This window comes from Mesorhizobium sp. B1-1-1 (genome assembly GCF_006442955.1).
Lineage (GTDB): Bacteria > Pseudomonadota > Alphaproteobacteria > Rhizobiales > Rhizobiaceae > Mesorhizobium.
Genome location: NZ_VFWW01000010.1, coordinates 85,259 through 98,230 on the forward strand (window position 1 = coordinate 85,259; position 12,972 = coordinate 98,230).

Annotated in this window: 12 protein-coding genes; 5 read left to right on the top strand and 7 right to left on the bottom strand. The window is 63.4% G+C overall.

Translation table 11 applies throughout. The annotated features are described in order from the left end of the window. Positions 1-9 precede the first annotated feature (9 nt). On the bottom strand, positions 10-1,032 hold the full coding sequence (locus FJ986_RS21420; protein ID WP_140556036.1) for an NAD(P)-dependent alcohol dehydrogenase: 1,023 nt from the start codon (positions 1,030-1,032) through the stop codon (positions 10-12). 124 nt (positions 1,033-1,156) lie between these two features. On the opposite strand from FJ986_RS21420, the gene FJ986_RS21425 reads away from it, so the two are divergent. Beyond that, positions 1,157-2,071, top strand: a complete 915-nt coding sequence (locus FJ986_RS21425) for a LysR family transcriptional regulator (RefSeq protein ID WP_140556038.1) — start codon at positions 1,157-1,159, stop codon at positions 2,069-2,071. 81 nt (positions 2,072-2,152) lie between these two features. Continuing rightward, positions 2,153-3,463: a hemolysin family protein gene (locus FJ986_RS21430; RefSeq protein ID WP_140582093.1), complete on the top strand. Its 1,311-nt coding sequence runs from the start codon at positions 2,153-2,155 to the stop codon at positions 3,461-3,463. 50 nt (positions 3,464-3,513) lie between these two features. Here FJ986_RS21430 and FJ986_RS21435 read toward each other — a convergent pair whose 3' ends face one another. From FJ986_RS21435 to FJ986_RS21450, 4 genes are all read right to left on the bottom strand, one after another. Then, a complete protein-coding gene (locus tag FJ986_RS21435; RefSeq protein ID WP_140675562.1) occupies positions 3,514-4,830 on the bottom strand; it encodes an HlyD family type I secretion periplasmic adaptor subunit in 1,317 nt (438 codons plus the stop codon). A 3-nt stretch (positions 4,831-4,833) separates the two neighbouring features. Beyond that, positions 4,834-6,576 (bottom strand): type I secretion system permease/ATPase, encoded by a 1,743-nt coding sequence (locus tag FJ986_RS21440; RefSeq protein WP_140582099.1) that lies wholly within the window; start codon positions 6,574-6,576, stop codon positions 4,834-4,836. Between the two features lie 45 nt (positions 6,577-6,621). Next, positions 6,622-8,046 (bottom strand): family 16 glycosylhydrolase, encoded by a 1,425-nt coding sequence (locus tag FJ986_RS21445; RefSeq protein ID WP_140582101.1) that lies wholly within the window; start codon positions 8,044-8,046, stop codon positions 6,622-6,624. A gap of 407 nt (positions 8,047-8,453) precedes the next feature. Further along, positions 8,454-9,365 carry a DMT family transporter gene (locus tag FJ986_RS21450; protein ID WP_140675682.1) on the bottom strand — a complete coding sequence of 304 codons (912 nt, stop codon included), beginning with the start codon at positions 9,363-9,365 and terminating at the stop codon, positions 8,454-8,456. A gap of 262 nt (positions 9,366-9,627) precedes the next feature. On the opposite strand from FJ986_RS21450, the gene FJ986_RS21455 reads away from it, so the two are divergent. Continuing rightward, on the top strand, positions 9,628-10,020 hold the full coding sequence (locus FJ986_RS21455; RefSeq protein WP_246674162.1) for a gamma-glutamylcyclotransferase family protein: 393 nt from the start codon (positions 9,628-9,630) through the stop codon (positions 10,018-10,020). Positions 10,021-10,175: 155 nt separating this feature from the next. Beyond that, positions 10,176-10,697 (top strand): hypothetical protein, encoded by a 522-nt coding sequence (locus FJ986_RS21460; RefSeq protein WP_181168554.1) that lies wholly within the window; start codon positions 10,176-10,178, stop codon positions 10,695-10,697. 61 nt (positions 10,698-10,758) lie between these two features. Here FJ986_RS21460 and FJ986_RS21465 read toward each other — a convergent pair whose 3' ends face one another. Next, the gene (locus FJ986_RS21465) at positions 10,759-11,736 is read right to left on the bottom strand and encodes a zinc-binding dehydrogenase (protein WP_140524888.1); all 978 of its coding nucleotides are present in this window, start codon (positions 11,734-11,736) and stop codon (positions 10,759-10,761) included. A gap of 97 nt (positions 11,737-11,833) precedes the next feature. On the opposite strand from FJ986_RS21465, the gene FJ986_RS21470 reads away from it, so the two are divergent. Beyond that, entirely contained in the window at positions 11,834-12,235 is a 402-nt protein-coding gene (locus tag FJ986_RS21470; RefSeq protein ID WP_140495976.1) for a helix-turn-helix domain-containing protein, read from the top strand. Positions 12,236-12,288: 53 nt separating this feature from the next. Here FJ986_RS21470 and FJ986_RS21475 read toward each other — a convergent pair whose 3' ends face one another. Further along, positions 12,289-12,894 (bottom strand): NADPH-dependent FMN reductase, encoded by a 606-nt coding sequence (locus FJ986_RS21475; protein WP_140495977.1) that lies wholly within the window; start codon positions 12,892-12,894, stop codon positions 12,289-12,291. Positions 12,895-12,972: the final 78 nt, after the last annotated feature.

The following is a 12,972-nucleotide window of genomic DNA, read 5'->3' on the forward strand; positions in this document are numbered from 1 at the left end:
TGCCTGAAGTCAGCTCGTGGCGACCACGACCTTGCCGAACGGTCCCTTCTCCAGATGCTGGAAGGCCTGCTCCACCTCCTCGAAGCCGAAGACCTTGTCGACCACCGGCCGGATACCGAGCACCTCGATCGCCTGGTTCATCCGCTCGAAGGCGCGGCGATGACCGATCGATATCCCTTGCACGACGATGCGATTGCGCAGGAACGGCACGATCGGAAAGCTGAGTTCCATCGAGCCCAGCAGGCCGATGACCGACAGGCGGCCGTCGGCGGCCAGGGCATCGAGCGATCGCCGCGCATTGTCGCCGCCGACCATCTCCAGGATATGGTTGACGCCGGTTCCACCCGTCAGGTCACGCGCGGCTTCGTCCCATGCCGGCTGGGTGCGGTAGTTGATCACTTGCCAGGCGCCGAGTTTCCTGGCCCGTTCGAGCTTGTCGTCGCTGCTCGAGGTGACGATGGCGCGCAGGCCGAAAGCGGCCGCGAATTGCAGTGCAAACAGCGACACGCCGCCGGTACCCTGGATAAGAATGGTCTGGCCGGGCACCGGCTTCGTCGCCTCCGCCAAGGCAAACCACGCCGTCAGCGCCGCGATCGGCAGCGTCGATGCCTCGGCGTCGCTGAGCGAAGGCGGCGCCAGCACGACGGCATCCTCGTGAAGCAGCACGTAATCGGACAAGGTGCCGGGCAGTGACAATCCCAGCGTGTGCTGGTGAAGCACCGGCGGCGCATCGCCGTCAGGCCAGTCGGCGATCACTTGGCCCAGCACGCGTTGCCCGGCCTGGAAGCGGCTGACGCCGCCGCCGACCGCCACGACCTCGCCCACCGCATCCGATGTCGGCACGAAGGGAAAGACGAGGTCCGGGATCAGCACCCCGTCTAGGATCATTCGATCCTTGTAATTCAGCGATATGGCCTTGATCCGCACCAGCAGCTCATGAGGCCTGGGGGCGGGTACCTTTCCCTGCGCCGGTTGCAGCTTGGACAGGCCAAAACCGGTCATTTGCCAGGATCTGTTGATGTCTCTGTTCATCTCGTCTGCTCCGGATTGAGTTGCTGGCGAGATCTTTACGTCATTCCACTATGGAAAAAAGTGCTTCTATGCGGCATAATTGGAAACGAATTGAAGATCATTATTCTACAATAGGGGCACAGCCATGGAATCCGCCGATCTGCAGGGCATTGTCGCCTTCGTTCAAACGATCGAAGCCGGCAGCTTCACCAGTGCGGGAGAACGGCTGCGCGTGACGAAATCGGCGGTCGGCAAATCGATCGCACAGCTGGAGCATCGGCTTGGGGTGCGTCTGCTCAATCGCACCACCCGCAGCCTGAGCCCGACAAGCGAAGGCCTCAGCTATTACGAAGCCTGCGTCAGGGCGCTGTCCGAAATCGAAGCCGCCCAGTCGCTGCTTGCCTCGCACCGGCAGGTGCCCTCGGGCCGGCTTCGGGTCGATTTGCCGTCGGCCTTCGGCCAGCGCTGCGTTGCCCCAGTTTTGTTCGACATTTCCAAGCGCTTCCCCGATCTGGCGATGGAGATCTCCTTCAACGACCGTCGCGTCGATCTCATCGAAGAAGGCATCGACCTGGCAGTTCGCATGGGCGAGCTCGACGACAGCCTGTCGCTCGCGGCGCGGCGGCTCTATGTCCAACGCTCGTGCGTATTGGCCGCCCCCGCCTACCTCGAGGAGCACGGCAGGCCGCGAACGATCGAGGAGCTCGCCGCTCATAAGCTGATCGGCTACACCCGTAACGGCGTCGCCCATCCCTGGACCATAAGGCACGCCGACGGCCAAATCGGAAAGTTCACACCGCGGGCAAGGCTGGTCCTCGACAATGGCGAGCCGATGCTCGACGCCGCCCTTGCCGGCTGCGGCATCACCTTCCTGCCGACATGGTTGGCGGCGGACAGCCTCAGGAGCGGTGCGCTCGAAATGGTGCTGTCGGACCGCCTCGTCGAAAACATTGCCGTCCACGCCGTTTGGCCGGTGACGCGAGCAGTGACGCCGAAGGTCCGCGTCGTCGTCGATGCGCTGGTCGAGCATTTTTCGGCGCCGCCCTGGGATGCCGCCTGACGGGGCCGCATGCGCTGTCATCTTCCTGAAAACGGCTGCTGACTATTTTCCAATCCAGCACGGCAATGCTATTGACCCCTGATGCTATATGTTGAAATCGCCACCGCGGTCGTCCTCATCTGCGTGAACGGCCTTCTGGCAATGTCCGAGCTTGCCATCGTCTCGTCGCGGCCGGCCCGCCTCAAGGCAATGATCGATCGCGAGGTTAAGGGCGCCGGCCGGGCGCTTGCGCTTGGCTCCAACCCCGGCAAGTTCCTGTCCTCGGTACAGATCGGCATCACCCTGGTCGGCGTGCTGTCCGGCGCCTTTTCCGGCGCCACGCTCGGCGAAAGGCTGGCGCAGTTCCTGGCCTCGAACGGCATCCGCGAAAACATCGCCGATCCGCTCGGCGTCGGCATCGTCGTGGCCATCATCACCTATGCCTCGCTGATCATCGGTGAGCTCGTGCCCAAGCAGATCGCGCTGCGCGACCCCGAGCGGGTCGCCGTGCGCGCCGCCCCGGCCATGACCGTCCTCGCCACCGTCTCGGCGCCGCTGGTCTTCCTGCTCGATATCTCGGGCCGCGCCGTGCTTTGGCTGCTCGGCCAGCGCGGCGAGAGCGAGGAGAAGGTTACCGATGAGGAGATCAAGATGCTGGTCGCCGAGGCCGAGCATCACGGCACCATCGAGTCCGACGAGCGCCGCATGATCGCCGGCGTCATGCGGCTTGGCGACCGCGCCGTGCGCGCCGTCATGACGCCGCGCACCGAGGTCGACTGGATCAACCTCCAGTCCGACGATGCGACCACCCGCAAGCTCCTGATGGATACGCAGCATTCGCGCTTGCCCGCCGGCGACGGCGGCGTCGACGCCATGATCGGTGTCGTCCAGACGCGCGACGTGCTCGCGGCATTGCTGGGCGGCCGCGCGCTCGACCCGCGTCGGCACGTGCGCACCGCGCCCATCGTGCACGATCAGGCCGACGCGCTCGACGTGCTGCAGACGCTGAAGGAATCCGACGTGCCGATGGCGCTGGTGCACGACGAATACGGCCATTTCGAAGGCATCGTCACCCCCGCCGACATCCTGGAGGCCATCACCGGTGTCTTCCGTTCCGACCTCGAAGCCGGCGAGGAGGAGAATGCCGTCAAGCGCGACGACGGCTCATGGCTGCTTGCCGGCTATATGCAGGCCGACGAGATGGCCGAGGTGCTGGGCATCGACCTGCCGGAAAACCGCGACTACGAGACCGTCGCCGGCTATGTGCTGTCACACATGCACCATCTGCCGGCGACCGGCGAATGCGTCGACGCGCAAGGCTGGCGTTTCGAGGTGGTCGATCTCGACGGCCGCCGCATCGATAAGCTGATCGCCACGCGCCTGCCCAGCGGCCACCGCGAAGTGGTGCGCTGATTGTTCCAACTTTGCCTCGGGCCAAGCGGTCATTGGCCGTCCGTCCGCGCCTACTGCTCCCTGAAGGCGCGGGCGAACGAATCGAGCATCGGCCGCGCGAGATATTCCAGGAAAGTCCGGTCGCCAGTGCTGATGAACGCCTCGACCGGCGTCCCGGGATAGAGCTGTTCGGGCTTCACGCGGGATGGCAGGTCGTCGATCTTCAGCTTCGCCCGGAAATAGGGTTCACGCGTAGCCTCGTCGATCAGCCGATCCGCGGAAATCTGTGTCACGGTGGCTGGAACCTCGGGCGTGAGCCGCGTGTTCAAGGCGGACAATCGCAGTTTCGCCGGCTGGCCGACGCGCACCTGATCGATGTCCTTCGGCCGCAGCTTCGCGTCGACGACCAATCCCGATGCCGTCGGCAGGATCTCCATGATCTTTTCGCCCGGGGCAACTACGCTGCCCTTGGAATTGTAGGTCGACGACACCACGATGCCCGCTGCCGGCGCCTTGATTGTCGTGCGCCGCAGCACCGCCGCGGCCGCCCTGATCTGTTCCTCGACGTCGGCCAGGTTGGAGCGAACCTCGTCCAGCTTCGTCAGCGCCTCCTCCACCCGTTGCGTGGTCAAGCGCTCGGTCTGCTCCTGCGCCTCGACGATCTGGGTGCTGGCCGATGCAAGACTGGCCTCCAGCGCTCCCGCCTGGCCGACGAGGTCGGCTTCGCTGCGCAGAAGCTGGGAGTATTCGGTGCGGTTGGTCAGGCCTTTGTCCAAAAGGCTGGTCTTGATGCCGAGCTCCTTCTTCACCACCTCGACCTGCTGCTGGATGGCTTGTTTCTGGGCGTCCAATCCCACGACGGACTGCCGATGCATGACGACCCGCTGCTGGAGGATCGATCGTTCCGACCGGAACCGGGCGAGCCTGGCGTCGAACTCCTTCTGCTGTTCCCGAACCAGCATTTCGAAATCGTGCTGAAGCGGCGCCGGCGCCGCTGTTGTGATCGGCGCCAGCCTGTCCAGCCCGTCCCGCTCCGCCTCCAGCCGCGCCGCGCTTGCCCTGAGCGCGATCGACTGCCTCGTCAGCCGGTTGAGCTCGGCCTGCGCGGCGGTTGGATCCAGCACTATCAGATCCTGCGCCTGCTGCACGCGATCGCCTTCGTGGACCAGCAACTCTTGGACGATGCCGCCCTCGGGGTGCTGGATGAGGATGTTCCCGCCCATCGCCGAGATCGTGCCTTGCGTGATCACCGCGCCGGACAAGGGGGCATAGGCCGCCCAATAGCCGAAACAACCTGCAAATATCGCTATCGCCGCATAGCCGCCGAATGCCACGCGCCCTGTGTCGGTGCGTGGATTGCGTTCCCCGGCGAGGCTGTGCACTGCCATCATCTACGATCCAAAGCGGGTTTTTTGCGGGGCGCTGCGGAGGGTCGTGGCGAACGACCCCGTCACCACCGTATTCTGCCGGGAAGAATTGCCGGCGAGCGGCTGCCGCAGCAAATCGCTGCTCGGGCCGAAGGCTTCGATCGCGCCGTCGCGCAGCAGCATCACGCGGTCGCAGGCCGCTGCGATCGAAGGGCGGTGCGTGATCACGATCAAGGTAATCCCCGCCGACCGCGCATCCGAGAGCACCGCTTCGAGCGCCGCTTCGCCGGCGCCGTCGAGATGAGCGTTGGGCTCGTCCAGGACGAGAATTCTGGGGTTGCCGTACAGGGCGCGCGCCAGCCCGATCCTTTGGCGCTCGCCGCCCGACAGCGCCCTGTCAGAGAGACCGATCATCGTCTGGTAGCCGTCGCGCTGCGTCAAAATCAGTTCATGGGCCTGGGCACGCTTTGCCGCCTCGACGATCGAGGCGTCATCCGCGTCGGGGTCGAAGCGGCCGACGTTCTCCGCGATCGATCCCGGGAACAGTTCCACCTCCTGCGCGAGATAGCCGATATGCCTTCCAAGCTGCTTTTCGTCCCAGGTCCTGAGATCGGCACCGTCGATCCTGACCGAGCCGCTGACCGGTTGGAGCGCACCGACAAGCAATCTGGCGAGCGTCGATTTGCCGGCTCCGCTCGGGCCGACGATCGCCACCGCCTCGCCGGCCCCGATGTGGAAATTCAGCCTCTTGACGATGGGCGGACCGCCGGGCGTATTCGGCGCGACGTAGATCAGATCCTGCGCCGAAATCGCGCCTGACGGATCAGGCAAGGCCAGTTTTTGCACCGCGGACGGACGTGCCGAAAGGGTTGCCTCCAGCCGTTTCCACGATCGTCTGGCGTCGACGATCTGCCGCCACGAGCCGATCAGTTGGTCGAGCGGCTGCAGCGCGCGCGACGATACCAGGGAAGACGCGAATATCATCCCGGCCGTCATCTTGCCTTGCAGGACCAGCCACGCACCCACGCCCAGTATCGCCAGCTGCAGCATCATCCGCACCGCCCGCGACGTTCCGCTGAAGATCGCATTAGCCGTCGACGCGCGGTCGTGAACGATCAGCGCTTCGGCGACGTGCTTTCCCCAAGCCCGCGCGGCGTTCTGGACCATGCCCATGGCGCGCAGCGTCTCGGCGTCGCGGGCAAAGGCCTGCTCCGACTGGCTGGCGACCGCCGAACGTCGTGAAAACAAAGCGTCGTTCCTGCCGATGGCAAGCTGGGTTGCCAGGACCAGTGCAAGCAGCATCGCCACGCCAGCCAGGGTGAACCAGAACAGGACGGGATGGATCAGGTAGAGCAGTCCGAGGAAGAACGGAGCAAACGGCAGGTCGAACAGGACCGCCACGCCGCGCGACCTGATGAAGGCGCATACCGAGGCGAGATCACGCAATGGCGACAGGCCTGCGGAGGCGTGGTCGGCGCCAAGCGAAGCGGCGAACGTCTCCGCCCCGAGCTTGCTGTCGATGCTGGCCGCGACGCGCTGCGTGTAAATGGAGCGCACCGCGTCCAGAAAGCCCAGAAAGACCAGCGCGAGAACCGCGATGACCGACAGGTAGACAAGCGTCTCGACATTGGAGGAAGGCAGGACCCGATCATACACCTGCAACAGATAGAGCGGGATCACCAGCAGCAGGACGTTGATCAGCAACGAGAAAACGCCGACATCGGCGATGGCGCGCCACAAGACCGCCCGCAGACCTGACTGTCCCATCGTTCCCGCGCTCCCTTGGCGGCTCATGTCCCGAGACATCGGCGCTCAGACCGAGTGGTCGCCCGCAACGTCCAGGGGGTGGTGCTGCAGGTCATCCAGCGTATAGGCGCGGATATAGTCGATCTTCATCTCCGCCGGCGTGGCGAGATGGTCGGGAGGCGCGCCGGCAAAACCGCCGACGGCTAGATCGGCCAGCATGTACATGGGCGTGTGCATGTCGGACGGCGTCGCGGCTTCGGCGACCTTTACGCCGTCATAGGTCCAGACGAGCGTATCCGGTGTCCACAGCAGGCCATAGGTATGGAAGCCGTCGGTGTCCGAAACATTCACCGAGGAAGAGACCTTGGTGTGCTGTCCCGTCTCGTTCGTGTGCGCCGTCATGATGAGCGTGTTCGGATCCTGCCCGCGCGCTTCCAGGACGTCCAGTTCCGGCGGCCACGAGCCGTCTTCCGGCAGCAGCCAGAAGGCCGGCCAGGCTCCGGCCGTTTCGGGCAGGTCCGCCCGCATTTCGAAATAGCCGTAGGTCTGCGAGAAGCTTTCGTGGGTCGTCAGGATGCCCGAGGTGTATTCGTAATTGTTGATCAGTGGCTTGATGTCTTCGGGCGCTTGCGCCGCAGTGATGGTGAGCACCCCGTTTTCCACGCTGAACGGGTGGACTGAGCTGGTCGGGCCGTAATTGGCGTCGATGTACCATTGCAGCTCCCCATTGCTGCTCAACGTGCTTCCGTTCGGCGCTCCCCACCAGAAGTTGGAATTCCAGGTGCCATCATGGCCGTTCCAAAGGCTGAGCGTGTTGAAGTCGTCGGAAAAGGACAGCGTCATTCCGGACTTGTCGATCGGCAGTTCGAACTGGCTGGGCGCCAGCTTGTCCACCGTCGTGTTGTTGAAGACCAGCACCTCGTCGGATCCGAGGTTCAGCAGAAGGTTCGATCCTGCCTGGGTCATATGTGCCTTGACGTCGTCGAAAGACATGAAGTCGTAGCCATTGAGGCGGACCGTGTCGTCCGCGCCGAGATCGGTGATCAGGTCGCTTCCATTGCCCTTGGTGATGATGAAAGTGTCGGCGCCGCTGCCGCCGATCAGCACGTCGTTGCCCTGACCGCCATCCAGCGTCTGATGGCCCGAGCCACCCTTGATGATGTTGTCCAACGCATTTCCGAACGCATAGCGATTGTTGCCGGTGACGACGAGATTCTCGAAATTGTCGGGGAGCTTGTAGCTCATCCATGTGTCGATCGTGTCGATGCCAGTCCCGGGATCCTCAACCACCTTGTTGTTGGTGGAATAGAGGTGATAGTAGTCGTCGCCCGCGCCGCCATAGATGGTGACGTTGACGCTGGCGTCCCCCCAGAAGGAGTCGTTGCCGGAGGTGCCGTGCAATTCCGGCCCGGATCCGGTCGCCGAGAACCAATGGGTGGACGTGCCCGTGTAGGGGAGAGGGATGCCTTTGGCGTTCACGACGGTGCTCATCAGGAAATCCTTTCCTCGCGCCTGTTCAGGTCATTCGAAACGGCAACCGCTTACGGAGCAACGTTGCCATGCACGATGTCGTTCCAGGAGCTTGCCACACAGTTCAGCATTACATCGACTGTTGGGTGACATTTTTCGAAACGAAAGCACTAGAGGCCAAGAAATGGTCTATAAATCGTAATGAAGTCAGTAAAACTTTTAATAAAATTTTCGCTTATACCGAGAAAACGGCGATATACTTGCTGCCACGCCTGGCGTAGGTCACAAAAAAGCGATTCCGGCTTTCTGGCGGGCCGTAACATTGCCGCTCTGGAGCGATGGGCGAATTCGAGGGCTGGCGCATCGAGCGAGGGAACAGGCCTCGGGCCGGCGGCGCAGTGCCTGCTATTTGTCGCAGGGGAACACCGTCAAACCGCGGCTTCGATCGGTTCGGAAAGCTTCGGGTTCGAGCGCGAGGCGATCAGGCAACTGGCCACGATGAGGCCCGCTCCCGCCAGCGTGGTCCAGGTCACCGCCTCGTCGAAGAAGAACCACCCAAGCGCAATCGCCCAGATGAAGGCGGAGTATTCGGTCGGGATCAGATATTGCGCTTCGGCGCGCGCGTAGGCCCAGCTCATCAGGAATTGGCCGGCGAGCGAAAGCGCCGTCACCCCGGCGAGAGGAAGCCAGAGCTCGCTTGGCAGCGCAATGGCAAGCCAGGGTGCCGCGAGGCCGAGGATGACGGCAACGCAAAGGTTCTGGAACAGCATGATTTCGATCGGCTTGGCCAGCAGCGCCTGTTGCCGCGCGAGGATCAGATTGTAGGCGTAGAACACCGTCGATACCAGCACGGCGGCCGTGCCGAGCAGGGCATCCTCGGCATAGGTCGCATGCCCGAACTGCCCGGCTATTATGATTGCGACGCCGGCAATGCCGGCCAGCGATGCCCAGATCGCCTGTCGCTGTATCCGTTCGCCCAGCAACAGTGCGGCCAGCAGGAGCGCAAACAGCGGCGCCACGAAACTGAGGCCGATCGCCTCCGCCAGCGGCAGCCTGGCAAGCCCCCAGAAGAACGACAGCAAGACAATGCCGACAACAACGGCACGCAGCGCATGCAGCCTCAACACGGAAAGGGCGGGAAATGAACGCGACCCTGCCGACCAGCCGGCGCCCGCGACCACGGTTGCCAGCATACTGCGCCATAGCACCGTGTTGTAGACGCCCACGGCAATGACCAGAACCTTCATCGCCGCATCCATCCCCGACAGAAGGAAGATGCCGAGCGCGCACACCAGCACCGGGATCATGGGGGAAACGACGCCTGCCAGGCTGGATGACATCACGGGGCTTTGCTCATGTGATGGATCGCGGCCGGATATATCAGGGCAGAACGGCCGAGCCAGATGGCAGCTCCGCCCATATGGAGGGCCAACCCGTATCGGTCCGGCATCGCGCGAAAGCAACCTTCACAGCTCCACGCCTCAGCCCGGATACGATGCTGAATCCGCTGTCTTGCTCACTTCCGCTGCCCCGAACGCCGATGAAAACAGATGAACTCCCAAGCTTGGCCGGCGTTCCCCGCGCATGATGCGGAAACTCTTCGTGTTTGGTACCTTGAAGAAAGGCTTTCCCCTTCACGGCGAGGGTTTGTCCGAAGCCGCATTTCTGGGCGCCTACAGGACGCGAGAGCGCTTCCCGATGCTGATCGCTGGACCTCGCTTCGCTCCGATGATGTTCAATGAACCAGGCGTCGGCTTCCAGGTCGGCGGCGAACTCTACGCCGTGGACGATCGCGCCTTGGCAAACCTCGACAGGATCGAATCCGTTGGCAAGCCCGGAAATTTGCGCGTGCTGATCGAAGCAGAGCCTGTCGATGGCGGGCCGCCTGTCTCGGCGTATGTCTACATGAAATCCCGGCATCTCGCCGCGCCGATCCACTCCCGATATCTCAAGGACTACAATGATCGGCGCTTCGCGCTTTCATGGGGTGGCTAGAACAACTCCAGGAAACGTGCATGGCGTTTGCCGCCTGGTTCGGCTTTTCTGCGACGCCAAGTGGTTTCACCTCGCCACTGATGCTCCGGCACGTTTTAGCGCCAAGGGATTTTGAGCTAAGGTGACGCATCACCGATGCGGCATAGAGCATTCTCATGACTGAACGTACCGGCGCCGGAGACAGCAACACGGCAGTCGCAAGCGATCCTGCCGACGACGATCCTCGCCTGGCATTTATCTATCAGGAGGCGGTGCGAGGCCTCAATCATCAGCAGAATCTCGTCGAGAACATGAACACGCGCGCGGGCAGCCTCATCTTCGCCACCGCGTTTGTAAACTCGTTGCTTGGCGCAAGGGCGCTTTCCGACGGGCTCGGGCTCTGGGATTGGATCGCAGTGGCCCTGCTGTTCGGCATCGGCGGACTGATCGTCTTCCTGCTTTGGCCCTATCACAAATACACGTTCCGCTTCGATCCGGAAGAGCTGCTCCATCAATATGTCGATGGCGACAGGCCGCTGAAGATATCGGCCATGCAGCGCGCGCTTGCCCTTCGCATCAAGGCCGACATGGCCAGCAACTGGCGCATCATCCAGCGGCTTCGGGTGGCATTGCAGATCGCGCTGGTTCTTTTGTTGTTCGATATCCTGGCCTGGCTTTTCGCCGTCGCCGGCGTTTGACACGCACGATTTTGGGCCGAAGGCTATTTCCATCCCCAGCGGATTGCGCGGCAGCCCGACGCTAGGGTATCAGCACGACCTTGCCGATCGAGCGGTGCTCTTCGAGCAGGCGATGCGCCTCGCCGGCTTGGTCGAGCGGAAAGCGCCCGCCAGTCGTGACGACAATGTCGCCGCTGGCAGCCAGATCGAAAAGCTCCGAAAGGCTCGCTCTCAGCACCCCAGGGGACAACAGCGGGAGCAGCGCGAAGCCCTTCAACGACTGATTCCTGCCGATCATCGCCTCCAGCCGGGCAACGCCAAGCGCATAGCGGCCAAGTGCTGCAAACACGAGCTCGCCACCGGGCGCCAGGATATCGAGGAAGTCCCCGGTCATCGCTCCGCCGACGGTGTCATAGATCGTATCGAGACCACCCTGCGCGGCGTCTCTGGTTTCGGCCTCCCAGTCTCCGGAATGACGATCGATGGCGATGTCGGCACCGTGCGACATGGCGACGTCGAGCTTGGCCTTGCCGCCGGCGAGCCCAATGACCCGGCGCGCGCCTTGGCGCTTCGCCAACTGGACGAGCAGCGAACCGACCCCGCCCGCGGCGGCGGGAACCAAAACCGTCCTGTTCGCCGGCGGACTTTGCCGCAACAGATGAAAGGCGGTCAGCCCCTGCACCATCAACGCCGTCGCCTCCTCGGACGAAAGCGGAGCCGGTAGGGGAAGGCCCAAGCCTGCGTCGATCGTCACATACTCGGCATAGCCGCCAAAGGGGCGTGTCGAGGCAAACAAGGGCGCCGCGATCCGGGTCCCGATCAGCGCACCGTCCACCCCTTGCCCGACGGCCTCGACGACGCCCGCCGCCTCGACGCCGGGAACCATCGGCAATTGCGGCGTCACCGCATAACCATCCGCGCGCATCAGCACCTCGAAAAAGTTGATGCCGGCGGCATGAACGCGGATCAGCACCTCGCCGGCCTGCGGCTCCGGCGTCGGCAGGTCGACAGTCTCCAGCACCTCGGGGCCGCCGAAACGGCTGAATTGTGCGGCTTTCATGGCAAACTCCGATCGCTATGGCATCGGCCGCGGTTTGCCACTATCTGCGAGACCTCGACTACACACTCATTTGTCCCCTGCTGACCAGGTGGTGACCATGGCGGGAATAACCAAGAGACTGCCGATGCTGCCGGCGGAGCGCGCCCTGAAAGTGATCGCAGGGCGCTGGAAGGCGGTCATCCTCTACCATCTCTTCGACGGCCCAAGGCGGCTGACCGCACTCAAGGCGCTGATGCCGGGCATCACCCAGAAAGTGCTGATCCAGCAGCTCCGCGAAATGGAGGAGCACGGTCTCGTCAGCCGCGAAATCTTCGCCGAAGTTCCGTCGCGCGTCGAATATTCCGCCACGCCGCTCGGCCTCAGCCTCGAGCCCATCCTGCTGGCGCTGTGCCAATGGGGCCAGCACCACGCCGACGAACTGAACGAAAAGCATCGCCTTGCCGACTGCGTCATCCGGCCACGACCAGGGCGGGACGAGCAAGCAGCCTTTCGCAATTGAAAAGGGCGGCGCAAGCGCCGCCCCACATCCTTGGGAGGATGATTTCGAGGCGGTCAGGCCGCCTTGATTTCCTCGTCTATGGCGTCGGCCTGGCGCGCGGTCTTGAGCGCCTTGGCCCACCAGGCGACGTCGTTGACGAGCGCGGTCGCGGCCTGGTTCAGGTGCTCGATCTCCTCGAGCTTCTTCTCGCCCTGGCGCACCGCGAGGAAATCGCCCCAGGCGATATGGACGGCCGACTTGACCGGCGCCATCTGCAATTCGACCGCGTGGAGGCGCAGCTGCTCGACAGCGCGGGCACCGCCGACGCTGCCATAGCCGACGAAGCCGGCCGGCTTCTTGTTCCATTCATTGGCGGCGTAGTCGATGGCGTTCTTCAGCACGGCCGTCGGGCCGTGATTGTACTCGGCGGCGGTGAAGATGAAGCCGTCATATTCGGCGACCTTCTTCTGCCAGCGCTGCGCCACCTCGTTGGTCGATGGCACCCAGGCGGAGGATGCGACCTCGTCGAAGAAGGGCATCGGGAAATCGCGCAGGTCAACGACATCGACCTCGATATCGGCATGCGATTTGGCGATCTTGGCGATCCATTGGGTGGGCACGTCGGCGAAGCGCGCGGCGCGTGTCGAACCGACGATGATGGCGATCTTGGGTTTGGACATAGGGGCTCTCCTGGTAAGCAATTCCTGGGCAGGTAAGGCTGGTATCGTTTGGATACCGGGGCTATATGAGTTCCTGTC

Bases quoted from the DNA above. Each gene is read 5' to 3' on its own strand.
- FJ986_RS21465 (WP_140524888.1), bottom strand. From the start codon at position 11,736: ATGAAAGCCGCACAATTCAGCCGTTTCGGCGGCCCCGAGGTGCTGGAG.
- FJ986_RS21425 (WP_140556038.1), top strand. From the start codon at position 1,157: ATGGAATCCGCCGATCTGCAGGGCATTGTCGCCTTCGTTCAAACGATC.
- FJ986_RS21440 (WP_140582099.1), bottom strand. From the start codon at position 6,576: ATGGGACAGTCAGGTCTGCGGGCGGTCTTGTGGCGCGCCATCGCCGAT.
- FJ986_RS21430 (WP_140582093.1), top strand. From the start codon at position 2,153: ATGCTATATGTTGAAATCGCCACCGCGGTCGTCCTCATCTGCGTGAAC.
- FJ986_RS21420 (WP_140556036.1), bottom strand. From the start codon at position 1,032: ATGAACAGAGACATCAACAGATCCTGGCAAATGACCGGTTTTGGCCTG.
- FJ986_RS21470 (WP_140495976.1), top strand. From the start codon at position 11,834: ATGGCGGGAATAACCAAGAGACTGCCGATGCTGCCGGCGGAGCGCGCC.
- FJ986_RS21475 (WP_140495977.1), bottom strand. From the start codon at position 12,894: ATGTCCAAACCCAAGATCGCCATCATCGTCGGTTCGACACGCGCCGCG.
- FJ986_RS21450 (WP_140675682.1), bottom strand. From the start codon at position 9,365: ATGTCATCCAGCCTGGCAGGCGTCGTTTCCCCCATGATCCCGGTGCTG.
- FJ986_RS21445 (WP_140582101.1), bottom strand. From the start codon at position 8,046: ATGAGCACCGTCGTGAACGCCAAAGGCATCCCTCTCCCCTACACGGGC.
- FJ986_RS21435 (WP_140675562.1), bottom strand. From the start codon at position 4,830: ATGGCAGTGCACAGCCTCGCCGGGGAACGCAATCCACGCACCGACACA.
- FJ986_RS21460 (WP_181168554.1), top strand. From the start codon at position 10,176: ATGACTGAACGTACCGGCGCCGGAGACAGCAACACGGCAGTCGCAAGC.